Annotated in this window: 14 protein-coding genes, 1 pseudogene and 1 CRISPR repeat array; of the genes and pseudogenes, 8 read left to right on the top strand and 7 right to left on the bottom strand. The window is 65.6% G+C overall.

All coding sequences use genetic code 11. From position 1 onward, the window contains the following. Nucleotides 1-284: 284 nt before the first annotated feature. From OG587_RS06230 to OG587_RS06210, 5 genes are all read left to right on the top strand, one after another. On the top strand, nt 285-500 hold the full coding sequence (locus OG587_RS06230; RefSeq protein ID WP_329087712.1) for a hypothetical protein: 216 nt from the start codon (nt 285-287) through the stop codon (nt 498-500). After that, entirely contained in the window at nt 500-1,270 is a 771-nt protein-coding gene (locus OG587_RS06225) for a helix-turn-helix domain-containing protein (RefSeq protein ID WP_329087710.1), read from the top strand. Before OG587_RS06230 ends, OG587_RS06225 begins: the two co-directional genes overlap by 1 nt. Before the next feature lie 364 nt (nt 1,271-1,634). Further along, the gene (locus OG587_RS06220) at nt 1,635-1,778 is read left to right on the top strand and encodes a hypothetical protein (protein ID WP_329087708.1); all 144 of its coding nucleotides are present in this window, start codon (nt 1,635-1,637) and stop codon (nt 1,776-1,778) included. Next, on the top strand, nt 1,775-2,095 hold the full coding sequence (locus OG587_RS06215) for a hypothetical protein (protein ID WP_329087706.1): 321 nt from the start codon (nt 1,775-1,777) through the stop codon (nt 2,093-2,095). The genes OG587_RS06220 and OG587_RS06215 overlap by 4 nt, the downstream gene beginning before the upstream one ends. Nucleotides 2,096-2,391: 296 nt before the next feature. Next, nucleotides 2,392-2,565, top strand: coding sequence for a hypothetical protein (locus OG587_RS06210; RefSeq protein WP_329087704.1), 174 nt, complete (start codon nt 2,392-2,394; stop codon nt 2,563-2,565). Between the two features lie 677 nt (nt 2,566-3,242). Here the strand turns inward: OG587_RS06210 and OG587_RS06205 are convergent. Beyond that, nucleotides 3,243-4,208, bottom strand: coding sequence for an IS3 family transposase (locus OG587_RS06205; RefSeq protein ID WP_329093759.1), 966 nt, complete (start codon nt 4,206-4,208; stop codon nt 3,243-3,245). Between the two features lie 2 nt (nt 4,209-4,210). Next, nucleotides 4,211-4,507, bottom strand: a complete 297-nt coding sequence (locus OG587_RS06200; RefSeq protein ID WP_329087702.1) for a transposase — start codon at nt 4,505-4,507, stop codon at nt 4,211-4,213. A 456-nt stretch (nt 4,508-4,963) separates the two neighbouring features. On the opposite strand from OG587_RS06200, the gene OG587_RS06195 reads away from it, so the two are divergent. Both OG587_RS06195 and OG587_RS06190 read left to right on the top strand, forming a co-directional pair. Then, on the top strand, nt 4,964-6,337 hold the full coding sequence (locus OG587_RS06195; protein WP_329087700.1) for an IS1380 family transposase: 1,374 nt from the start codon (nt 4,964-4,966) through the stop codon (nt 6,335-6,337). 417 nt (nt 6,338-6,754) lie between these two features. Beyond that, nucleotides 6,755-7,258, top strand: a pseudogene (locus OG587_RS06190) (transposase); the annotation flags it as partial. A gap of 250 nt (nt 7,259-7,508) precedes the next feature. Here the strand turns inward: OG587_RS06190 and OG587_RS06185 are convergent. Then, entirely contained in the window at nt 7,509-7,949 is a 441-nt protein-coding gene (locus tag OG587_RS06185) for a hypothetical protein (protein ID WP_329087696.1), read from the bottom strand. A gap of 38 nt (nt 7,950-7,987) precedes the next feature. Then, on the bottom strand, nt 7,988-15,496 hold the full coding sequence (locus OG587_RS06180) for an RHS repeat-associated core domain-containing protein (protein WP_329087694.1): 7,509 nt from the start codon (nt 15,494-15,496) through the stop codon (nt 7,988-7,990). A 743-nt stretch (nt 15,497-16,239) separates the two neighbouring features. On the opposite strand from OG587_RS06180, the gene OG587_RS06175 reads away from it, so the two are divergent. Continuing rightward, complete coding sequence (locus tag OG587_RS06175; RefSeq protein WP_329087693.1) at nt 16,240-17,313, top strand: tyrosine-type recombinase/integrase; 1,074 nt, start codon at nt 16,240-16,242, stop codon at nt 17,311-17,313. 244 nt (nt 17,314-17,557) lie between these two features. On the opposite strand, the gene OG587_RS06170 is transcribed toward OG587_RS06175, so the two are convergent. From OG587_RS06170 to istA, 3 genes are all read right to left on the bottom strand, one after another. Further along, nucleotides 17,558-17,857: a hypothetical protein gene (locus OG587_RS06170; protein WP_329087692.1), complete on the bottom strand. Its 300-nt coding sequence runs from the start codon at nt 17,855-17,857 to the stop codon at nt 17,558-17,560. Between the two features lie 62 nt (nt 17,858-17,919). Further along, a CRISPR array of direct repeats spans nt 17,920-20,932; the repeat unit is 29 nt; unit sequence GGGACCATCCCCGCGGGCGCGGGGAGCAC. Between the two features lie 104 nt (nt 20,933-21,036). Beyond that, the gene (istB, locus tag OG587_RS06165) at nt 21,037-21,843 is read right to left on the bottom strand and encodes an IS21-like element helper ATPase IstB (RefSeq protein WP_329093758.1); all 807 of its coding nucleotides are present in this window, start codon (nt 21,841-21,843) and stop codon (nt 21,037-21,039) included. Next, on the bottom strand, nt 21,843-23,084 hold the full coding sequence (gene istA / locus OG587_RS06160; protein WP_329083819.1) for an IS21 family transposase: 1,242 nt from the start codon (nt 23,082-23,084) through the stop codon (nt 21,843-21,845). Before istA ends, istB begins: the two co-directional genes overlap by 1 nt. Between the last annotated feature and the right edge of the window lie 2,168 nt (nt 23,085-25,252).

Here is a 25,252-nt window from a genome sequence, read left to right as displayed (position 1 = left end):
CCCCGGGCAGTACCTCAGGGGGAGCCGAGCACCTTTGGACGCTGCCGAACGCCACCGAACACCTTCGACGGGCAGCGGACAGCGATGGACAGATCTGAAGCAGCAAAAGCGTCATTAGTGGAAAATGAGAGCTTTTGTTCTATTTGTCTGATTGCTTAGAAGGGCGGATTTGCCTCGGGCTGTGCGGCATCATGACTTGCACGCGAGGCCAGATGAGGGCTGCAACCCCAGGCCACGCTTCCCCCTATCCCTGCCTGGTCAGGCATGAGAGCCCATGAAAGGTGGTGCTGCGCGTGTACGCGCCGCCCTGCATCCGCACTCCCCACACCGGAAACTTCCCGGTGTGGCGACTGGTCTTCATCGTTGTCTTGCTGATCTTCGTGATCGCGGCCCACCTCCTCGGCATGGCCATCGAGGTGACCCTGCTGGTGATCACCACCATGACCGGTGTGGTGCTCCAGCTCACCAAGCCCGCCGCAGATCCATTAAAGGCCCTTTGATGGATCCGAACCCCTCGGTGAGCCTGCCGAAGCTCGCTCCCGAGCACACCTTCGCGATGGAACGAAACGTGCTGGGCAACCTGCTCCAGCAGGCGATATTGGGCAGCGGCCTGACCCCGAGCCAGATAGCCACCCAGGTGCGGATACCGGCGAGCACGCTGTCGGCCATGATGAGCGGGCGCATGATCCCCCGCAAGGAGACGCTCGAGAGCATCGTGGAAGCGTGCGAAGCCGTTCCCATGCTGCGATTCGATATCCGATACTCCTGGGAACGGCTCAGGGATCTTCAACTGCGCTCGGAACAGCCCTCCGAGATCGAAAGCTCCGAGACAGAGAATTCCGATCCTCCCGCCCCCCACTCCGGCGGTGTCCACGCGGGGACCGCGTTCCAGGAGAAGGACTCCCTGCACCGGTTGCGTGAAGACGCGTTCGGATATGGACTGAAGCCGGACCCGTTGACGGCTACCACCAAGGAGGAACTCCTCGAACTGATGAGGGACTTCCAGATCTGGGCCGGCGAGCCGTCCTACCGGGAAATCGCCATCAACGCGGGCAGGACCGTAGGAGCCAGCACCCTGTGCGAGGCGCTCGACGTCAACAAGCCCGCCCGTCTGCCCTCGCTCAAAGTCGTCACGGCCTTCATCCACGGCTGCGGAGGTAGCGAAGAGGATCTGACCCATTGGACGACGTCCTGGCGCCGGATCCGCATGGGTAGGACCCAAAGCAACATCACCCGCCTTCCGGGCGCTGCTCGTCGGCACGCAGGTTAGAACCAACCAGGGGGCGGCTACCCACCTCTCAGCCTTCAAGATCCACTCAATGTGGGTAGTGGCTATGGGAGCCGCCCTCGGGGCAGGAATGTGGTCGTCGCGGCCCGAAGTATGGCTGTCGGCTCCGCGGCCCTCAAGGCCACGGGTCCTCGCTGCGCTCGCCCCGTGGCCTTGACCGCCGCAATCACCGACCGCCTTACGGGCCACCACGACGACCACGCGGCCCGAAACGAGGAAATGAATCTACGTCGTAAGGCGAGGGGTGGGGTAGAACAGTCCCTCGCGCTTCGTGGTGGGGAGGAAAGCGGGCAAGGTGGTCCGGGAAGAGCCTGACGGGGTTCTCGGGGCGGCGTAGCGTCGGGGTATGGCCGAGGAGGAGCACAAGGACCCGCCGATCTGCGGTACCTGCCTGGGCGCGGGCGGCGAATGGATCGACCGCAACGGCAGCGGTCCCAAGCAGAGCGTCTGGGTGGCGTGTCCCTTGTGCGCCGGGACGGGGCGGCGATGAGCGACCCGATCACCTGCCCCGAGTGCGAGGGCGAGGGAGGCCAGCGGCTGGGCCGTCTGCGGATCGCGTGCCGGTTCTGCCACGGCCGGGGCTGGGTCGGCGCCGAGCACGAGCCCGCCGAACCTCCCCCGCCGCCCGCCGAGCCGCCACCTGCCTGGGAGCATCGCATTTGGTCCGACTCCGCCGCCGCCGCGTTCCTGGGGTGCCGCTACTGCCTGGGGTCGAAGACGGTGGCCCACGTGGACGCGAGCACCCGCACGCTGGTGATGGTGCCCTGCGGGTGCCTTACGTCCGGGAGCTCTTCGGCCAGCGCATGAGCCGGGCCGATTGCCCAGATCTACAAGGTTCGCGAGAAAGTCGCGAACCGCAAAAAATTTCGACCAGGATTCGACCGGGAATCGACGCTCGCGGGTCGAGATCAATTGCTCGCATTGTTCGAGGTGGAGCGTTTAGGTGGCCCTCATTTTTTACAGTCATTTAGCGCCTGGGCTGCACGTTCGTCGCTCGCAAACGTATTCGATCAAGGTTTCCTTTAGTCTATCCTGCCCTGCATGGCCCCTCGCGGGGCGCGGCTTGATAGCACCCGGCACCATTCCGGGAGGAGCGAGAGAGCGTGAATCAGAAATCCCCCGACGAGAAACCGTCGCGGCCTGAGACCGAGGCCGACAAGGAGGCCGCGCGGTACTGGAGGGCGCGTACGCGCCTCGTCTACCTGAGGGGCGCGGTGTTGGTCCTGTGGGTGGTGTTCAGCCCGGGTGATGTCCCCCCGGTCGACCCCTTCATGTAGGGCGTGGAGGGGCCGCCTCCTGCCGGTCGCGGCTTCCCAACCAGCGGGCAGGAGACCCCTTCACGAGGGTATTCCAGCGGGGCATCGACACCCCAGAGAGGAGGGTTTTAAGAGTTCTACCAGGGTCTACGCGCGGGCGCGGGAGGCCTCAGGCGCGGGTGAAGTCCTCAGCCGATCGTGCCGCGCTCCCAGGTCGCCAGGGTGACCTGCAGCGACCAACTCGTCGGCCAGACCAAGCCCAACTCGTGGAAGATGCACGGCGGCCGTGACCGCGACCATGGGCCCTGGCGCGACACGGGGCTTGATCGACATCGGAACGGCCAGTGGCGTTAGCCTGGGGCTTTCGCGGTGAGTATCGCCAGGCTTGATCATTTACATGAGAAAAGTGCCTTGAGCTGGGAGGATTTGGCAATCCCCTCGAACCGTAGAGACTTCTGTTGTGGTGATCTTCGCTTTTAGGATCTTGCTGGTGCGCTGCGCGTCCTCGCTGGGGCAGGCCCTGGCCTGCCCGTACTCCTGCCGCCAGGGGCCGTAGAGGTCTCCGGGGTCAAGGGCGGCCGAAGGCCGTCGCGCAGCGATCGCGTCAGCGACCCTTGAGGCCGGAGCAGGCGGCCCCGGACACTGCGCGGCGCATCCCCCGGCCCGCACGAGGTGTTCGATCAGGAGAACGCGGCGGCTCATGCCGCCTCCTTCCGTTCGTGCCGCGCAGCGGCCTTGCGTTTCCTCTTGTCCTCCTTGCGCTGCCGTGCCGCGGCCCGCAACCGCTGCTGAACCGACGGATCCAACCGCTCGAACTCCACCGGCGAAAACATCGCGTTCGTCGAATGCAGCCGCATCGTGTTGAAGTCGTCGATCCAGGCGGCGATCGCACGACGGGCCTGATCATGGGTGGCGAACGGCTCACGGCGCAACAACTCGAACTCCAAACTGGAGAAGAACGACTCGGCCGCGGCATTGTCCAGCGCCGAGCCGACCCGCCCCATCGACTGCACGATGCCCATCCGCTCACAGGCCCGCCGGAAGTCGGCCGCGGTGTACTCCGACCCTTGATCACTGTGAAACCTCACACCCGCGACGCCACCGCCCCGCAGGGCGACCGCCATCTGCAGCGACGCGGTGGCCAGCGCGGCTCCCTTGTGCGCGCTCATCGCGAACCCGAGCACTCGGCGGGAGAACAAGTCCTCGGTGGCCGCCAGATACAGCGCTCCTTCAGCGGTGGGGATCTCGGTGCCGTCCCCGCACCAGGTCACGTCCGGCCCGGGTGCGGTGAAGTCCCGCCGCAGATGGTCCTCGGCCCGCCACCGGCCCCGGCCCGGCCGGGTGGTGTTCTTGCGCTTGGTCTTGGGCCGGGCCGCCAAAGCGCGCTCAGCCATGACCTTCGCCACCGTGTTCTTACTCACTCGCCAACCGGCCCGACGCAGCCGGGCGGTGATCCGCGGTGATCCCTCAGTGCCTTTGCGCTGATGAAACGCCGAGACGACGGCCTCGATCAGACCAGCCCGACGGCGTTCGCGCTCGCCAGGACCCTCGCGCCCCCGCCGCGACCACTTATAAAACCAGGACTGCGACACCCCCAGCGCCCGGCACGCAACCGCGTGCGCAACACCGTGCTCGGCCCTCTGAGCGGCGATGAAGCCGGCCATGCTCACCGGCCCATCGCGTCCTTGACCCAGAGGGCCACCGAGCGCTTGAGCACATCACGCTCCATCGCCAGCTCGGCGACCTCCCGACGCAGCCGGACCAACTCGGCCCGCTCGTCCTCGCCCAGGCCGCCGTTTCCGGCTCGCCGCCGCTGCCGGGCCATGTTCACCCAGTTGGCCAGAGTGCCCGCATTGACCCCCAGATCCTGGGCCACCCGCACGATCGGCCTACCGGTCTCCTCAACGATCCGGACCGCACCGTCTTTGAAGTCCTGATCGAACCTCCGTCGTGTCTCAGACATCGCCGTTCCCCCTTTAAGGCGATGTCTCTACGTTACGAGGGAAAGCCCACCGCTGCTGGACGCCTGGTCAAAAGCGGCAGACGCCTTCGGCTCCGCCTGTCCCAACGCTGGCAGTGGGCCGACCTGATCGCTGCCGCGATCACCCACTTGCAAACCCTTCCAGCACCTTGACCAGTACCAACCCGCCCCGACAACCCCTGGAAGGAGACCTCCGGGCCCGTGGAACCCCGTCACCCGACGCGACAGTCGGGCCACCACCATGGCCACTCGCTGAAAACGAGGTCTGATCCAGTCACTACGCGACCGCACCAGACTCACGAAAGATCGAGGCTAACCTCGGGCTTTCACGGTGAATATCACCAACCTTGATCGTTTAAATGAGAAAAGTGCCTCTGAACTGGGATGATCGGACTTGTCTAAGGTCCCGTCCACGCCAGCTCAAGAGGCACTTTTCACGTGAAGACTATCGCTTCGCGACCCAAGATCGTCATGTCCGCCGACGGTTCCGGGCTCATCTCCCAAGCAGGCGCGCTGTTGCTGCTGGAGACGCTGCGCGTCACCGGCCTGGACCAGGCCCTGTCCACGCAGCTACAGCGATGGCGACCGGCCCGCGCGATCCATGACCCCGGCAAGATCGTCGCTGATCTCGCCGTCACTCTCGCCCTGGGAGGTGACTGCCTGGCCGACATCGCACTCCTGCGCTCCCAACCAGAGCTGTTCGGCCCCATCGCCTCCGACCCGACCGTCTCCCGGCTGATCGACCGGCTCGCCGCCGACACCGCCAAAACCCTGAAAGCGATTCGACGCGCACGCGCCATCGCGCGTGAACACGCCTGGACCCTCGCCGAGTCAGCCGCGCCCGGAGCCGACGGTGAGCTGATCCCCATCGATCTGGACGCCACCGTCGTCATCTCCCACTCCAACAAGGAAAACGCCACCCCGACCTGGAAGAAGACCTTTGGTTTTCACCCCATGACCGCCTTCGCCGATCACGGCACCCACGGAGCCGGTGAGCCGCTGGCCCTGGTGCTGCGGCCGGGAAACGCCGGCTCCAACACCGCCACCGACCACATCAACGCCACTGTCTTGGCCCTGGCTCAACTGCCCCGGGCCCGACGCCGCCAGGTCCTGATCCGCACCGATTCAGGCGGCGGCACCCATGAGTTCCTCACCTGGCTGACGCGTCCGGGCCGGTGGCTGAAATACTCCATCGGCTTCACCATCACCGACGACATCGGCGAGGCGATCCTGCGCCTGCCCGCGACGGCATGGACCCCCGCCTACGACGCCGACGGCCACGTGCGGCCCGGCGCCTGGATCGCCGAGATCACCGGGCTGTCGAACCTCACCTCCTGGCCCGCCAAGATGCGTCTCATCGTGCGCAAAGAGCGCCCGCATCCCGGTGCGCGGCTGCGCTTCACCGACCCCGGCGGGCACCGCTTCACCTGTTTTGTCACCAACACCACCGGCGGCCAGCTCGCCGACCTGGAGTTGCGCCATCGCCGCCGCGCCCGAGCCGAGGACCGCATCCGCTGCGCCAAGGACACCGGCCTGCGCAACCTGCCGCTGCACGACTTCACCCAGAACCAGATCTGGTGCGAGATCGTCGCGTTGGCCTACGACCTCACCGCCTGGATGCAAATGCTCGCCCTGGACGGCTCGGCCCGCCGCTGGGAGCCCAAGCGTTTGCGGCTTCGCCTGTTCGCCGTCGCCGGGCGCCTGGTCCGCGGCGGCCGACGGCGTCGGCTCCGCATCGCCGCCCGATGGCCCTGGGCCACGCTCATCATCACCGCCGTCACCTGTCTGCAAGCCCTGCCGGCACCGCCCTGACCAGCACCCAGCCGCTCCACCAACCAAGAAAGGACACCCACGGGCCCGTGGAACCCCGCCCACCCGACGCGACAGCCGGGCCATCACGCTGACCAGAAAGCGAAAACAGCCCTCAGCCGAATGCCTCAGCCGACCACACGAAGATCATGAAAGATCGAGGCTAAGGCTCCTACTAGGACGCGACCCCATCGACTGTTCATGCACCTATTGCACCGGTTGGCGATGATAGGTGCGATGGGAACGATTGAAACCGTCGTTGCCCTCATGGGGTCCCGGTAGTAATGGCTGTGAATCCAATGATGTTGCTGCTGACCTGCGGAAACTCTTTGGGAACACGATCACGGCCAGCTGGTCAAGCTCCATCCGTGCAGGTCAGACCCATATCCGTTGGATTTTCCGCCATTGCTACTGGGACCCCGCAAAGGCAGGACTCTGGTATTGCCGGTGGCCCACCGCGACCGTGGGCGGGTCTCGATCGCCGCGCTGATCTGCGTCAAACCCGGGATGCGGACACGGTTGATCTACCGCACCCGCACCCGCCACCACCGCAAGAACGAGCCCAAGGGCTTCACCGTGGCCGACCTCCAGAGGCTGCTCCAGGCCGCGCACACCCAGCTGGGCGGCCCGATCTCGCTGGTATGGGACAGCCTGCCCGAGCACGTCAGCACCCAGATGCGTGCATGGATCGCCGCCCAGCAGGACTGGTTACTGGTCTACCGGTTCCCGGCCTACGCTCCGGATCTGAACCCGGCCGAAAGCGTGTGGTCCAACCTGCGCACCAAGCTGTTCAACTTCACCGCCCACAGCATCGACGACCTCGCCCGCCTGATCAAGAACCGACTCAAACCCCTGCAGTACCGGCCCGACCTGCTCAACGGCTTCATCGCCGAGACCGGAATCATGATCCCCGACCCGACATAACCCCCAGCTTTCTTGCTCAGTACCCTTCGCTGCTGCTTTCCTCTGAGCCAGCGTCACCGGCGGGCTCTACGGGCCGTAGCGTGAACCGTAGTGGCAAAAGTCTTCTACTGTTCCGAAAACCCGAATAAATCCAGGCAGCCAGGCACAGGTTCGCTGGAATTTACACGGTTATTAAAAGCGCCCCAGGCCGGCTGCGCAATCTTGGTCGAACAAAGTTCGCGCTGAGCTAAAACCCTTACCTGGAAAATCTTTATATTTCACCTTCAAACACTTCAAGATACACAAGTGATTCCTCCTTGATTGATGCCTTTTTAAGCGTCTCTAGAACATTTGGGTGATCTTCAAAGTACATAGGATTGAACGGACGCAAAGTCAAGTTTGTGTTTTGCCAATCGGTAGACTCTAATGAGACGATCACTGGTCGATTCTCTCCGGTGATCCTCCAATTTCGGTCACTTAGAAAGTTGACAGCCTTATCGAGTGCTTCTCGGTCACTCGAAGCTTTAACATCGATCACTAATAAATTCTCGATCTGTATGCTGTTGTTCCTCTCGTTTTCAATGCTGATCTCCGCCTCTACCTTGCCTATCCCGCGAACGCTGTCAAGGGCGGCAGCAGGAACCCTTAGTGTTGAGGGTGATAACATGCATCCCGATCCTAGAAGGATAACCCCGATAACAGTGATAACCACTCGGTGAATAGCGCCTTTTTGGTCAGCGAACGGTACGCTTAGTAGCATCTATCCCAACCTATGCTATTACAGTGCCAATATTGGTCGGCGGCGCCATCTTTAGCCCACAGCCCCATAAGCTCGTTTCGACGGTTTATCCCGTCTTCTGGGCGCTTAACTATAAGCGTATTGTCTTGGAAGTTACTCTCTGCCCACGCAACAAAACGCCTAGTGTTGAGCTCTGTATTTCCACTAGCAGGATTATCTACCCATACACCCGCGCATCCGCAGTAGGCGATTGCTGCCTCCTTGTCATCCAGGTAATGCTTGGCCCCGTCCTTCATATACCATACATTTTCCTTCAGATGCTTCATCCAAGCAGCGGCTAGGTGTATAGCTCTGGATGGCTTCAACATTTCTAACATGACACTTCTCACAGTCGCGTTAGCCCATTTTTTCCCATAATACTTCTCCAGCATCATTCGGGCTTTATAGAGCTCAAGCTGGGGAACGCCAACAGATGCTCCCCATCCCTTAGTTTTCGGATTTTTGGCATCATCAGCGATTGCTGCAATAGCGCCAATCCCCCCAAATTTTACTTCCCAATTGTTGCTTTCCCACATGATAACGGCTGCTAGAATATTTTTGTCTATTCCGTGATTTTTAGCTGCTCTCTTGATCGCGTCATAGTGCCTAAGGACATGTTTGAATTGATCATAATCTTTGAATTTTATCTTACCGACGGAACTTTGGTAGTAAGCGACTCCGCCTGCTGTCACCGTGACATTTTTTTGCTTGAGGCTTTCTAGCCCTCCAACCCTCACCCAGTAATCGTTTAGTTGGCTCTCGTCTGCTGTGGGGGACCAGCGGACCAAGTATTCCTGCTGCACGTCTTCTTCGGCGTCCCAGTAGTTTACTTGATCTACTTCTCGGCCGTTGTGCATGTACTTGTAACCGAGCCTTTTGATCTCATCATCACCGAGCTGTGGTAGTTGTGCGTATGCTCCATAGTTTCGCGACCACCAGAAATTATCCGTCTCGTCGTCGGGGCCCGTGTACACCAGGTCCGAGACGTAGCCGCCCCACGCGTTGTACGGCTGTCCTGGGATGACCTCTGGCGGTGTCCAGTCCCAACTGGAGGAGGATTGCCTGTCGAAGTAGTTGCTCAGGTATGCGTTCATGTCGAAGGACTGCCAGCTGGAGCCGCCGCTTGCGCCGTTTGAGGAGCCCACGGTGTTGATTTGGATGGAGTTGTGTCCGCTGGGGTCGGTGTTGGTGAGGGGGTTGGCGTTGGCGTAGGTGTAGCGGTTGGCCTGGACCGACGGGTTCGGGTTGAGGGTGGCGGTGTCGCGGGAGGTGAAGGCGCCGGTGCCGGGCTGGTACCAGCGGGCGTGCATGTTGACCTTGCCGGTGTCGGGGTCGGTGTACTCGCCCTGGTAGCCGAGGCTGCGCTGGGTGCCGGAGCGGTGGGTGACGATACCGAAGGGGTCGTAGGCGACTGAGTCGACCAGGGTGGTGGCGGAGAAGGTGGCGACCACGTCGCCGCGTAGGTCGTTCATCGTGGCTAGCGCGGGGCTCGCGCCCTCTTGCAGGCTGAGCAGGCCGCCGAAGGGGTCGCGGCCGTATTTGGCCTGGACGGCGCCGACGCTGTCGGTGGTGGTGACCAGGTTGTTGCTCAGGCCAGAGTAGACGAAGCGCTGCTGGTCGCTGCCCTCGGTGCGGGAGGTCATTCGGTCCAGGGCGTCGTAGCCGTAGGTGGCATCCCCGTCGGAGACGAGCCGGTCGAAGGCATCGAAGGCCAGATTGCGGGTGACGCTAGCCTTGGTCTCGGTGGCGGTGGTGCCGCGGGGGGTGTAGGTGTAATCGGTTCCGGCGCCGGAGGTGAGCCGGTTGCGCTGGTCATAGGCGAAGGTCTGGCTGCCGGCTTTGGTGCGGTTGCCGGAAGCATCCCATTCGTAGGCGGTGGCGACGCCGCCGGGCGCGGTCCAGGAGGTGATGCGTCCGGAGTGGTCGTAGCCGTAGGTGTTGACGCCGGCTCCGGCGGTGCCGGTGGTGGTCTTGGTGGTGAGGTTGTCGTCCTTGTCCCACCCGTAGACGATCTTCGACAGTTCGGTGCCGGAGCTGTTCTTCACCGTCTGGGAGGTGAGTCGGTTCACGGCGTCGTAGCCGTAGGTCTGGGTGCCCACCGGGGTGGCGGAGGTTTTGCTGGTGAGCCGGTTGGCGTTGTCGTAGCCATAGGTCCAGGTGCGCCCGGTCACCGGGTCGCTGGCGGTGTTGAGCCGGTCGACGGCATCCCAGGTGTAGTTCGCCGTCCCTGCGGGGTCGACGCGCTGGGTGAGGTTGCCGGTGGCGTCGTAGGTGTAGGCGGCGATCTGGTTGGTGGCCTTGGAGACCTTGGTCAGCAGGCTACGGTCGTTGTATTCCAGGGTGTAGTCGCCGATCGCGGTCACTCGCCCGGCCTCGTCGTAGGTGACGGCGCGCGCGGGGGTGGCCACCGAGGTGCCGCTGCCGGTCTCGGCGGTCATCCGGTTGAGGTGATCGAAGGTGCGATCGGTGCGCACCCCGCCCGGCTGCAGGGTGGCGGTGGCGTTGCCTGCGGTGTCGTAGAGGCTGGTCCAGGTCCGATCAGCCGCGTTCGGGTGGGCGGTGGTGGCCGGTTCGAGAACGGATTCGACCAATCCGAGACTGTTGTAACTCGTCCAGGTGGCGTTGCCACGGCCGTCGGTGGTGCGGGTGCGTGCCCCACTTGCGTCGTAGCCGAACGTCGAGGTGATCGACGAGCTCGCGGAGACCGGTTCAACCAGGGAGGTCATCCGACCAAGAGCATCGAATGTGCGCTGAGTGGTGTATCCCTCGCTGGAGGTGGTGTTGGTCGGGTTACCAGCCGGGTCGTAGCCGAAGCCGACCGTGCGCACGACCGTGCTGGTATCGGTGCCGGTGAGATCCTTGGCGGCGGTTTTGCGGCCGGCGAGGTCGTAGATGGCCTCGGTGGCGTTGCCCAGGGCGTCGGTCACCTTGGTCTGTCGGCCCATCAGGTCGTAGCCGAAGGTGGTGGTGCGGGTGGCCGGGTTGGTGGTGGCAGGGGTAGCCGGGGCGATGGTGTGGGTGACCTCCCCGGCGGCGTTGACCGTGTACGTGGTGGTCTTGTTGCCTGGCCCCGGAGCGACGCGCTTGATGAGGTTACCGGCACTGTCGTAGGTCAGGGCGGTGATGTGCGCGGCGGCGACAGGGGTGCGCTCGATCTGGGTTTGCGTGATCGTGCGGCCCAGACCGTCGTAGGTGGCCTCGGTGCGCGCCCCGGTGGGGTCGATCACCGCGAGTTGTTCCCCCAGCAGGTCGTATTCGGCCACCCGGACGCCGCCAGGCCCCGACGGGCCGGGTTCGGTGACCTTGACCGGGCGCCCCAACGCGTCGTAGACGGTAGAGGTGACGTTGTTACGCGGGTCGGTGACCGTGATCTGACGACCGGCTACGTCGTAGCCGAAACTGACCGCAGGGGTGATCGCGCTGCCGCCCGGCGGGGTGTAGGGCGCACCGGTCATTGAAGTCAGGCGCCCGGCCTTGTCGAAGACGGAAGTGGTGGTGCGCCCTTCAGCGTCGACGGCCTGGGTTTGCAATCCGGCACTGTTGTAGCCGTATCGCAGGGTGGGGTGCCCGGTGGTGGCGGTGCCGTTCTTCTCGATCGTCACCTGCGCGGCCTTGGTCTCCACCAGCTGTCCGGCCAGGTCGTAGCGCAGCGTGGCGGTGAAGTCCGCAGGGGTGGCGCCGGAGGCGTTACCGCGTGGATCGGTAGTCGCGCTTAGTAGGCCGCGGTCGTCGTAGACGCTGGTGGTGACCAGGTCGTCGGCGCCGTTTTCTACCGTTTGGCGTGTCACCTGGTTCAACGCGTTGTGGAGGTAGGAGGTGGACTCAGTGCGGGTGGTGCCAGTCGCAGTAGAGATCTTCTTGGTGACGTTGTTGGCCGCGTCGTACTCGAAGGCGGTTTTGCGCCCGAGAGCGGCGGGGTCAAACGTGGTGGAGGTGAGACGGTTGCCGGCGTCGTAGACAGACTCGACGGTAGCCTTGCCGCCGCCGCTGACCTGCCGGACGAGGTTACCGGCCGGGTCGTACTCGTTCTCCTGCAGCACCACATCGTCCGGGGTGGTCAAGCTGTTGAGGAGGACGTCGTCGCCTATAGTCTTCGCCGCGCGGTTGTCCATCCAATACGTGTAAGCCTTCTTGCGGCCCATCGCATCGATCTGACCGGCCAGTCGGCCGCCGAAGTCGTAGGAGAAGGACTCCAGCACCACGTCTTGGGCGGCCTGCGGGCTGACCGGGCTGCCGGTCCAGTTCTTCAACGTATGAGAGGCCGGTTCCCCGCGATCGGTGTAGGCGAAGGTGACAACTGTGCCCGCCGGGTCGGTCTGTGACGTCTGAGCACCGGTGCCATTCCAGGTAGAGGCGGTCACCCCGCCCTCGGGGTCGGTGACCGTCTTAGCCCGGCCGAAGGCGTCGTAGGTGTAGATGGTGGTGCGGGCGGGGTCGCCGCCGGTCAGGTCACTCACAGTGATGGTGAGCGGGCTGCCGTCGACATCGTAGGTCAGCGTGGTCTTGGCGGTGTGGGTGACGTTGGTGACCTCGTTCTTCACCCCGGGCTCGGTTTGGGTGAGCAGGCGGCCACGGCCGTCGTAGGTGAAAGTTGTGCTGATCCCGCTGGGGTGGGCTTGGGAGATTTTGGTACGGGAGGTCATCCGGCCCACCGCGTCATAGACGGAGGTGGTTTTCAACCCTGCTGGGCTGGTCTGCTCAGCCACCTGCCCGGAGGCGGTGTAGCGGTAGGTTGTCTCGTTACCCTTGGCATCCTTTGCTGATTCCAGCAGTCCGGCCGGGGTGGTGCCGCCGCCGATCGCGGGCTCGGTGCCGTCGGTGTAGGTGGAGATCACCGACCGGCCAGCCGGGAAGTCCGAGGTGGCCGGGCTGGTTACCTTCGTCACCTCACCGTGGCTGGTGTATTCGGTGGTGGTGGCGTAGGTGGTGTCGGTGTCGGAAGCCGAGCGGCCATCGCGGTACACGGTCACCTGGTCGTTGCGTGGATCGAAGGCGTCGCTGGTGTTGAGGTGGTACTTCCACGTCTCGATCGCGCATTCACCCGCCGCGCGGCAGTACTTGCGGGCGATGAGGTTGCCACGCTCATCGAAGTAGACGTCGTTGACGATGTCGTTGCGATCGATCAGCTTGGCCAGCGAACCCGACTGGTTGTACTCGTGCCAGGAGGTGTGCCCCAGTTGGTCGGTCTCCCCGATGATGCGATACCCGCGCCAGGCATCGTAGAGGTACTTCAACTCCTTGTTGCGCGGGTCGGTGACGGTGACACGGGCGGCGCCGTTTTGCGGGTCGTAGGTCTGCGCGCCGATCTTCCAGGTGCCACCATTGTGATCGACGTGGGTGGTGAGCCGGTCGGTCGCGGCGTCGTAGGTGTTGGACGCCCACACCCGCCCTGAAGGCAGGGTGACGCCGGTGAGCTTGTGCGCCGCTTCGGCCCGGGCGCCATGGTGGGCGCTCACCTCGGCCTCGGTCAGCGGCTTGTCATAGATCGCCACCTCGTCGATGAACCCCTTGAACGGGAACGCCGCCCGCGGGCTGGGCACCGCCGGGGAGGTGGCCGGGTCGGCCACGCCGTTGCCCACCGTCGCGATGTCGCGCCAGGCGGTCACTGCCGCACTCAAGGTGCCAACTGGCGCGCCGTCCAGGAACAATGTCTGGTTCTGACCCGAGACGGTCAGCACCACGTGGTGCCAGGTGTTGTCGTTGACCACACCGACCGAGGTGATGGGCGCGGCGACCGCGGCCAGCGAGCCGCGCAGTTTGCCGTCGGTGCCGACATACAGCATCGGCCCCCACGGGATGCCGGAGGTGTCCTGGGTTCCGGCGGCCATCAGCACTCCGGACTGGCTGGTCTTGAACCACGCCTCCACCGAGATCTGATCACCCAGGTGCGGCACCATGTTCGCGGGCAGCTTCAACGCCGAGCCGGTAGTGAATTCCACCGCGGTGTCGGTGCTGCCGGCCAGCGCGCCGGGCTTGGCGTAACCGACCGCCTGATAGGTCGCATCACTTTGACCCGCACCCTGGTCGGCTGCCACCGTCCCCGACGCCTCGCCCAGCCGCCAGTAAGCGTACGGATCGGCATCCAGCACCCCGCTGCGGTACTGGGAGCCGGTGCCGTAACTGTAGTGGGTGCAGTTGGGAGCGGCCACTGGCGCGCACACCCCGGTCAGTCGATCCCCGTCGTAGTGGTAGGTCCACGTCAGCGGCGCACCGTCCACCGGGTCACTGGAGACCGAGGTGACGTGAGCGCCAGTCCAGGTAAACGTCAGCGACCGTCCGCCCGTGGCCGTCACCGTCGACAACTTTCCACCCGCACCGTAGGTCAGCTCCTGGCCGCGGCCCCGGGAGTCGGTGACCTCGGTCAACCGGCCCTGGGCGTCGAAGGCGTAGGTGGTGGCCGACTTGTCCATCAGCCGCCAGGTGCCGCCGCTGTCCTCGGTCAAGGTGGCGTGCATGCCCGGCGGCGGCTGAAAGACTCCCGCCCCACTGCCCATGAACCGCACCTGTCGGCCATCGGGGTAGGTCACCAGCGCCGCGACGGCCGCGCCTCGTACCTCCTTGACGAGTTTCATGTCCCAGCGGGTCGACCAGCCCGCGCCGAAGACGCCGCCGGTGCGCGAGTCCATGCTGTTGTAGGAGCGCGTCACCGACAGCGGCGGTCCGGCGGTGGGAACCGACAGGTCGGTGGCGGTGGTGGTGTAGTTGCCGCTCTGCTGGTGAAACTCCTGACCGCTTACACCAGGGGTGGCCAGCAGGGAGGTCACCACGGGCTGGCGCACCCCGGTGACGAAGGTGTGCACCGGCGAGAGGGTCGACATCGAGTTGGAAGTGTCGGTGACGGTGACCGTCCACCAGTACTGCTTGCTCCACGCCAGCTTGGACGCAGGCACCTTCCAGGTGTTGACCCCGGCGGCCAGGGTGCCCGAGGAAGTGCACCCCGTCCCGGTCATCGTGTCCTTGTCACAGATCTTGAACGCGTACCGCACCGACCCACCCACGGTGCTGCGCCCTTGCGCCCGCAAGGTGGGAGTCAGCGAATCCATCAACATCCCACTGCGCGGGAAGGTGTTCAGCAACGACGGTTCACCGGCCAGCAGCGAGGCCTGCGACTGCGCCGGGGTGGCTGAGATCTTCGACAACGCTCCGGCTTGAGTGCTGGTCACTTGCTGATCGACGAAGCGCTCCTCGACGGGGACCGCGCCTTCGGGAGGTTCGATATCCGAACGCCACTGGCCGTGGACCACCATCGCCGACACCTCGGTGGTCGCTTTGCTATCCACCAGAGAGGGGAACCCTGCAGCCGACCCGGTCAACTGGTCTGGTGTGTCAGGGGTGCCGTGAAAGAGCGTGGCCGATTGCATCGCAGCGGACACCGGTACTGCCTGGAAAAGCAGCAGCCCTGGGGTTACAGCCGTAATGACGACCACCGATGCCCACGTTTTCACGCGCGCTGAAAACGACCACGACAAACTCCGGCGCATACGCCGTCATCCTCCGAACACGTCACCGCGAGCACGAACGCCCTCGCGTTACCCCAGCCCGCTACAGCGCTCTGGCCAGGCCAGAGGCGACGGTTCGGAGTGCAGGACAAGCAAACGATCGAAAATTACCCAGAAAACCTTTATGTCCGCAATATGTGCAGAAGAGGGTAAACCAGACACGGTTTTGGGGTTTAGAAGCACGACGTATCGGACTTGCACCCAAACGGTGACTATAAGTTATCAATCGGGTAGGCCGAAACGATCACACAAAGAAAAAGGGTCGCTGACCTTTGGCTCGGCTTCCACGCATCGCCCTGAGCTGCTTCAAAGGTGCAGTTCACACTCATTGGGGCGTAGTGGCGGCCATGGAGGCGCGGCGAAAAGACGGCGAGGGTGGGTCACTACTGCTTTTGGGACGTTCCATAACCAGCGCGACTGGGCGGCGAAATACAGAAGGGGGCCCGCTGGAGATGGAAGGCGACGACGGGCCACAGTCGCTCGATGTGATGCAGAACACACCATGCTGCTGGCATCTCCTTGGCTCCGCGACGGGTGCCAGGTAAACGAACTCGTTGAATCCTTGGTCTGGGGTAGCCGGTTCGAGGGCTTCATTGGCACCTTTACTCCCTGGATAAGTAGGATTATCCGGGGAGTCTCAGTATGATCTCCCCGGATAACCACCGGGCGCAGGCCGGGCTAACGCCGGAAAAACTCCCCGGATAAGAAGGAGGGGGGTCCGGCGAGTGACCGCGAGCACCAATGGCAAGATCAACAACGATGGTGACGGCGAGACCGGCAACCAGGTTGACGATCACGATGGCGAGCGAGACGGCGATCAAGTCGACAACCGCGTTGCCGATCAGGGTGGCTCCGGGGCGGGCAACGTGGTGCTGCTCCGGCCGGGTCGTGAGCCGGGGTCGGTGGCGGCCGCCGCGGAGGCGGCGTTGGCCGCGTTCGGCACGCATCTCGATCGATGCGCGCTGGCGAAGAACACGGTGACCGCCTACCGGCGCCAGGCGCTGGCCTACCGGGAGTGGTTGCTCGCTCAGGCGGCCGAGCACGCGGACGCGTTCGTCGACCTGGTCGGCGCCGAAGCCGCCGTCACCGCCTGGCGCCGCCACCTGCTCGCCGCAGGCGCGTCGCCGGCGACGGTGAACCAGGCACTGGCCGCAGTGACGCTGCTGTATGAACACGGCCCCGCGCTGCGCCTAGCGGTTAAACGCGCCCGGGTGCCCAAACCCGGTGCCCCGGATGCGTTGTCGCGTGCGCAGGAGAACGCGGTGCGCCGCGCCGCCGACCGGCGCGGACCCCGCGACGCAGCCCTCATCGCCCTGCTGCTGGGCGCCGGAGCCCGCGCCGAGGAATGCCAGCGCCTGCGCGTCGGTGACGTCCCTATCACCGCGCGCAGCGGCACCGCCCGCCTGCACGGTAAGGGGGACGAGGTGCGCACCGTCCCGCTGCCGGTCCCGGCCCGCGAACGGCTGACCGCCTGGTTGTCGGTGCGCGCCGAGCTGATGGCTGCCCGGCCCGTGCTGGCGGAGGCGGTCGGGGACGGGCTGTGGGCTGGCCAACGCGGACGGTTGTCGGTCGACGGCGTCACCGACGTCGTCCGCGCCGCCGGCAAAGACGCCGGCTTACCGGGTCTGCGCCCGCACCGATTGCGGCATACCTACGCCACCCGGCTGCGCGAAGCCGACGCCGACCACGCCCAGATCCAAGCCCTCCTCGGCCACACCTCCATCGAAACCACCGCCCGCTACTTCCGCGCCTCCCCCACCGAAGTCGCCGAACTGGTCGACCGCGCCCTCGACTACTAATCCATCGAGACGATGCGAGCCACTGCGGTGAACCGATGATCACGCCGCTGAATTGACACCACCTCCGGCGGCCACTTGGTCTACCTCCACAGGAACCATCCCCGCAGGCACGAGGAGCACGACTTGTATGATCCCGCCGACCGGCCGACGCGGGGACCATCCCAGCGGGCGCGGGGTCGACGCCCTCGACCTTCTCTGCACTACCCCTGTCTAGCTGGGTGAACGCTCGGGTAGGGCTTAGAGATCAGAAACGGAAGCGAGCTTTCTCGCCGTCGACTCTCAGCAGGAAGTCCGTGATCGGAACGCCTCCATCGTTCGGCAGAAGCACAAGGCCAATCGCACGAATCGCCTCATCGGCTTCGAGAGCAGCGTCGGTGTCATCGCTAAGCCACGCGTTGCGCGATCTCACGAAGAGAGGGCGAATCTCTTCCCAGACGGGACCTGGGTGAAAGCGGCAATCGGACCAAAACATGTCCTGGCTCTCAAAGGTAAGAGTCCCTACCACGCGATCTGCCTGCCTCAGTTCCCAGCCCAGACTTGCCACAGCGTCCCCTTCGGTCGACCGGGAAGCAACATATCGCGACAGCCCCGACACGCCGGCTGGCTCGAACCATGCCCACGGGCGCAGGGAGCACACCGCCGAGTACATCGACGCGGTTTCTTCGGAGGGACCATCCCCACCGGCGCGGGGAGCACCCGGTCTGCAGCGCCACCGGGTTGAACGGCCCGGGACCATCCCCGCAGGCGCGGGGAACACACTTCTTCGCCATCTCGATCTCTTCTCTGGTGGGAACCATCCCCGCGGGCGCGGGGAGCACCAGATCAGCACGCAGGTCACCGTGATGAGCTCGGGATCATCCCCGCGGGCGCGGGGAGCACCTGGTCACAACATCTGCGCCAGGGGGCGAGGTGGGGCCATCCCCGCGGGCGCGGGGAGCACGAATCGTGTGGAATGCACAACTGAGGGCGCCCGGGACCATCCCCGCGGGCGCGGGGAGCACACGAAAGCCTTCACCGGGGGCCGCCCCTCCAAGGGACCATCCCTGCGGGCGCGGGGAGCACGGCGCTACGGCGCTGACACCCGCCAGGCCGAAGGGACCATCCCCGCGGGCGCGGGGAGCGCTTCTTGGACGTCTAGACGTCTGGCCGAGGCCGGGGACCATCCCCGCGGGCGCGGGGAGCACTCTCCGGCCGGGCTCGACATGGCGGCTCGGATGGGACCATCCCCGCGGGCGCGGGGAGCACCTATCAATACCGTACGGACGGGTGTGACGGGTGGGAATCCCCGCGGGCGCGGGGAGCACAAGAACTCCCACGGTGCCGCTTCGCCCTCGTGGGGACCATCCCCGCGGGCGCGGGGAGCACAGCGCGGAAAGGAGCCGGTCCTCGTCGAGGTGGGGACCATCCCCGCGGGCGCGGGGAGCACTGCGCCGAACGTGGGTGTTGGGCTTGGCCTTGGGGACCATCCCCGCGGGCGCGGGGAGCACTCCACCCCGGACACACCCACCTGGAACACTCCGGGACCATCCCCGCGGGCGCGGGGAGCACGCGCGGAGACGTCGGCTGGCGATGTCGGCCTGGGGAACATCCCCGCGGGCGCGGGGAGCACCTGGTCACCGCAAAGCTGACGTCGGCCATGTGGGGACCATCCCCGCGGGCGCGGGGAGCACAGGCTAAGCGTGCGGGGCTCATTCGTCCCCACGGGACCATCCCCGCGGGCGCGGGGAGCACGCGGAGCCGGGTGGCGATGTAGTCGACGGTGAGGGACCATCCCCGCGGGCGCGGGGAGCACAAGGCTGACCTGACGGCCGAGGACGAGCGGCAGGGACCATCCCCGCGGGCGCGGGGAGCACCGCGCTCGCCATCCTGATTGGCCTGAACGCCGGGGACCATCCCCGCGGGCGCGGGGAGCACTCCAGGGCGTTCATAGTGACGCCAAGCTGCTGGGGACCATCCCCGCGGGCGCGGGGAGCACAAGACGCTCGCCCCCGCAAAGGGGGATAGCAAGGGACCATCCCCGCGGGCGCGGGGAGCACGGGAAGCGCATCGACGTGATCATGGCGACCAGAGGACCATCCCCGCGGGCGCGGGGAGCACTCAAAGGCGCGACGCTCATTGAGTCCTAGGTGGGGACCATCCCCGCGGGCGCGGGGAGCACCCAGACTTCGGCGTTGCCAGCCTCGCCCCGTTGGGACCATCCCCACGGGCGCGGGGAGCACGGAGGAGCATAAGCGTCTGGGGGTGGGGGACCGGGACCATCCCCGCGGGCGCGGGGAGCACAACGTCCTTGAGTTCATCACGGACTGGCCGATGGGACCATCCCCGCGGGCGCGGGGAGCACGGCGCGGGAAACCCGGGCTGCGGCCGCCAGAAGGGACCATCCCCGCGGGCGCGGGGAGCACCGTCAGATTGGCTGGCACGGCCAGTCCGGCGCGGGACCATCCCCGCGGGCGTGGGGAGCACGGCGGCACCGAGCGGGTTGTCTACCTGGCCACGGGACCATCCCCGCGGGCGCGGGGAGCACGGTCGCCAGGCTCTTTGGAGCCTCGCCTGACCGGGACCATCCCCGCGGGCGCGGGGAGCACGCCCCCACTCGTGCCTTCCTTGACGTCGACCGGGGACCATCCCCGCGGGCGCGGGGAGCACGCGAGGTACTCGGCCGAGGTACGGGCCACGCGGGACCATCCCCGCGGGCGCGGGGAGCACGACTCCGTTCACTGCCATTCTTTCTCTCCTTGGGGACCATCCCCGCGGGCGCGGGGAGCACTTACGGCGCTTCACCACCTTCTGCAGGTCGGGGGGACCATCCCCGCGGGCGCGGGGAGCACGAGAGCCTGAGCTTGTCCCAGAGGTCGGGGCCGGGATCATCCCCGCGGGCGCGGGGAGCACCTACTGGCAGGTTGACCCACGGACCGTTGCCCGGGACCATCCCCGCGGGCGCGGGGAGCACCGAACCTCACTGGCACATAAACCCGGCGGAGTGGGACCATCCCCGCGGGCGCGGGGAGCACAAGGCGGCTGGCCGTACGGCGTTCGACGTGGCGGGACCATCCCCGCGGGCGCGGGGAGCACCGCCCTGAATGGTCATGCGGACCGTAGCCATGGGGACCATCCCCGCGGGCGCGGGGAGCACCTATCAATACCGTACGGACGGGTGTGACGGGTGGGAATCCCCGCGGGCGCGGGGAGCACTGGGGCTGAGGATGACAGTTGAGGCTGCTGTGGGGACCATCCCCGCGGGCGCGGGGAGCACAAGAACTCCCACGGTGCCGCTTCGCCCTCGTGGGGACCATCCCCGCGGGCGCGGGGAGCACGGACCTGAGGAGCTCGTAGCTGACGCCAAGACGGGACCATCCCCGCGGGCGCGGGGAGCACGACCCCCTGGAACACGGCCTGCTGTTCGAGCGGGGACCATCCCCGCGGGCGCGAGGAGCACGTGATCCGGCGTGTGTCTTGGCGGTGATGCCGGGGACCATCCCTGCGGGCGCGGGGAGCACTTTTTCGCGACCCCGAACTCCTGGTGCAGCTGGGGACCATCCCCGCAGGCGCGGGGAGCACGTCACCGTTCCCGAGGAGGATCCCCTTGCCTGAGGACCATCCCCGCGGGCGCGGGGAGCACATAGGTGTTGCGACCTGCGACGCAGGGGGATCGGGTGTCGACGTCGTCCGAACCGTGACCCCCTATCGGCGTCTGAAAGCTGACCCCTGTCGTGTACTTGATTGTTACTGGTCATTGCTGGGATTGGCCGCTGGCACGCGGCCAAGGTCACGATTTTTGAGGCGGTAGCTGTCTCCCTTCAAGCTGATGACTTCGGCGTGGTGGACCAGGCGGTCGATCATGGCGGCGGCCACGACATCGTCGCCGAACACTTCTCCCCAGCGTCCGAAGGGTTTGTTGCTGGTGACGATCAGACTTGCCCGCTCGTAGCGGCTGGAGACCAGCTGGAAGAACAGGTTGGCCGCCTCGGGTTCGAAGGGGATGTAGCCGACCTCGTCCACGATCAGCACCGGGATCCGAGACAGCTTGATGAGCTCGCCCTGCAGCGTGCCGGCGGCGTGGGCGTCGGCCAGCCGGGCGACCCATTGGGCGGCGGTGGCGAAGGCGACTCGGTGGCCGGCTTGACAGGCCCGGATGCCCAACCCGATGGACAGATGGGTCTTGCCGGTTCCGGGCGGCCCGAGGAAGACCACGTTGTCCTTGGCGGTGACGAAGTCCAGCGTGCCCAGATGTGCGATGACCTCGCGTTTAAGAGAACGCTGGTGGTCGTAGTCGAAGTCTTCCAACGCCTTGCGGGCCGGAAAGCGGGCGAAGCGGATCCGGGCCTCGCCGCCGTGTGATTCCCGGGCGGCGACCTCGCGTTGCAGACACGCGGCCAGAAACTCCTCATGCGTCCACGACTCGGCCCTGGCCCGCTCAGCCAGCCGATCGATGGCCGCGGCCAGGGACGGGGCCTTGAGCACCCGGGTCAGATAGGCCAACTCGGCCGCGACGTTACGTCCACTGCTCGGCTGGGTTTGGGCGGTGGCCATCACGCCACCCCCTCGACGCCGAGCAGTGCATCGTAGTCACTCAATCGGCGCTGCTCGACCTCGACCTCGACCTCGACCTCGGCTTTGGCCGGGGCAGCGGCGGTGCGCAGGCAGGTGCGGCGCATCGCGGCAGCGGCTTGGGCATGCAGCGCATCGGTGATGGTCTGGTGCGGCGCCCAGCACCGCCGGTGGCGGCCCACCAGCTGCCCGCCGCAGGTCACGGTGACCTCCTCCAAGTCGGCGACCACCTCCACCAGGCGGCCGATCACCGAGGGGTGCACCGAGTAGTCACACGAGGCGACACGCACATAGTGATCACGCGCCAGCCGAGTCGAGGTGCGCCAGCCAACGGCCGGCGCGACCGGTGGCAACGCCACCATCGCCGCCAGGTCGACGTGCAGCCGATCCAGCGGCCGACACTGGATGCGCCGGTGATGACGGCTGTTGGCCTGGGGGAGCCAGTTGGCCAGTTGGGCGTTGAAGTCCTGCGGGCAGGCAAACTCCCTGCCGGGCAGAAACGAGGTCTCCAGATAGCCGTTGGCCCGCTCCACCATCCCTTTGGCCTCGGGATCGCCCGGCCTGCATTGCAGGATGCCCACTCCCAGCGCTCCGCGGAAGGCGTTGGCATCCGCTGTGAGCTGCGGTTTGCCGCCCCGCCACCGGCCGATCGCGCTCTCGTTGTCCCATACCAGCGTCTTGGGCACCGCGCCCAGCTCCGACAACAAAGCCCAGTGTCCGGCGAACAGATCCCCCGCGGTGCGCGAGGGTAGCATCCGGGCCATCATCCACCGCGAGTAGCCGCTGACCATGACCAGCACCGGCGGGCTGGCCAGATGCCCGGCTCCCACCGCCACCTTCACCGGCGGGAACCACAGATCACACTGGGCCAGCTCGCCCGCTTGATAGGCGGTCCGCGACGCCGGATCGACCGGCTTGAACTGCGGCCGCAGCACACGGATTCGGTCTTTGAGGACCGTGAGCGACCGCGTCCAGCCGATCCGCTCGGCGATCACCGTCGCGGGCATGGTCGGAAACTGCGCCAACAGCGCCCGGATCTGCGGCTCGGCCGCGTCCACGATCGATCCCTTGCTCGGCCGCTCATACTTCGGCGGGCTGTCGGCCGCCAGCGCCCGTTTCACGGTGTTCTTCGAGATGCCCAGATGCCGAGCGATCGCCTTGATCGGCATCGCCTCGGCTCGATACAACCGGCGGATCTCCGCCCAGTCCTCCACCTTGATCACCCTCCAGAGTGACTACAAGGGGGTCACCATTCGGCCGTCGCCAGGGGGTCACCGTTCGCGCGTCGTCAACATCGGGACCATCCCCGCAGGCGCGGGGAGCACGGCGATCAAATCACCGGCGACTACCAGATCGAGGGACCATCCCCGCGGGCGCGGGGAGCACTGGACGAAGTCATGCGGAGGCTTTCTTGTCGAGGGACCATCCCCGCGGGCGCGGGGAGCACTCGATCTGCCTGCGAGGTGACCTGCAGGCCGAGGGACCATCCCTGCGGGCGCGGGGAGCACAGCCTGAACAGTACGTTCGATCACATCAACTGGGGACCATCCCCACGGGCGCGGGGAGCACGGCATGGTCACGGTGCCCGGGGTGATCTCTACGGGACCATCCCCGCGGGCGCAGGGAGCACGAGACGATCGTCCGCGACCGGCTGGCTTGCAAGGGGCCATTCCCGCAGGCGCGGGGAGCATCACAAACTTGCTCTTTAGAAGTGCAGATGACGGGGACCATCTCTGCGGGCGCGGGGAGCACCAGACGAACACCTCGCCGGCAGGCGAGACGTCGGGACCATCCCTGCGGGGGCGGGGAGCACGTCAACGGCAAGCTGCGCGACGAACGCGGCAAGGGACCATCTCCGCAGGCGCGGGGAGCACGCGACCGGTGTCTCGGCCCAGGGCATGTGGAAGGGGCCATCCTCGCGGGCGCGGGGAGCACGCCTCGTTCAGGCTGGCCTTGTACTTGGGGTCGGGACCATCCCCGCAGGTGCAGGTAGCACCTATGAAGTTCTCAAGAGACGAAGGGAACCTTCTCCGCGGGCATGGGAGCACCAGGAGAACCTGATGTCAGCGACAACCGTAGCGGTACCATCCCCGCGAGGAGCACCCACCTCGTACCCGTCCTCGATCTCCATCACTGGGACTATCCCCGCGGGCGCGGGAGCACCCTATGCCTTCCCCTATTCCCCGAGGTCGTCCACCCTGGCTGCCTCGCTACGCCACTGCGAATTGATCCGGAAATCCGGCGCAACGGTAGGCGCCAACTCCAGTTGGTTCGGACAGGCCGGCGGGTGAGGAAGGGGTTGCGGGAGATCCCACACGGGGGCCTCGTTGGGAGCGCAGGTCAGCCAGGCCACCTCGGCGAACCCCGCCTCACGCAGGACCTGCCCCTCTCGATGCCCGCTGATCTTCGCGCTGAACAGGTGCAACCCAGTTCCCGGTCGAGGCAGAGACGACCAAACGAAGATCATGAGCTGTGATTCCGCCCCCCGTCTATGTGCCTTTTTTGTGCCCTTCGTGTTGCTGACCTTGGGTTGCGTTACAACTCCTAATTGTCAGGTGCGTTCGGCGCGCCCGCGCAAAGATGGAAAGAAGTGAAGAATGGAGAAGAAGAGCTCTGTAATCGCTATACTTCTACGAAGCTCGATGACCTTCGGTTATCCACCGAACACGGCCGTCTTCCATGGAGACGGCCGAGCGGGGCACGGTCGTCTTCCCGGAAGCGCTGCTTCCGGCAGACATCTGCCCCCAGACTGGAGGATCGATGAGTCACGAGCCGAGGAGACCAGATGACCAGGAGAAGTGGCTGCGACTGCAGTTTCAACTGCAGTTGGCGCTGATTCTGCTGGATTGGTACCTCAGCCGGGGAGGACCCAGCTAGCCGACGGGCTGCTGAGCCCTCCCCTTCGATGAGGCGGCGGATCCCGTTCTTGGTTGGACCCTGGTACGGGATCCGTTTGCCTGCTCCCCCAAGAGTAGTCCACGAACCACCATCTACGGTTTCGTTGCGACTATCTCGCTGAGGATAATTTTTCTACCCATTAAGTATTATCTTCTCTGGTGCAGTTAGTTTCCCAGCACGGTTAGTGTCATCTTCTAAGTTTTTGACATTAGTGTTGGCATCTAATTTTGCAGCCGTGTTTGCATCCGTTCGCTTAATCTCACGTAGTAGTGCTCGCGCGAGTTCGCCCACGCCTACCCCAGAGGCTCCTTACGGAAAGAGCGCCTCCCCAACGAGAACAACTCAGTCTCTCTGACCTGCGGTTATGCTCTCCAGCTGCGACGCTGGCCATCGCAACACGACAGCCAGCTCCCACCAGCCACCGTGTCACTCCAACATGTTGAGCGGAACCCCGGCCCCCTCCACCTGGCGGCTGGAGATGTCCAGCCGTGCT

The organism is Streptosporangium sp. NBC_01469 (genome assembly GCF_036227305.1).
Taxonomy (GTDB): domain Bacteria; phylum Actinomycetota; class Actinomycetes; order Streptosporangiales; family Streptosporangiaceae; genus Streptosporangium.
This window is presented reverse-complemented; position numbering and strand designations above follow the sequence as displayed.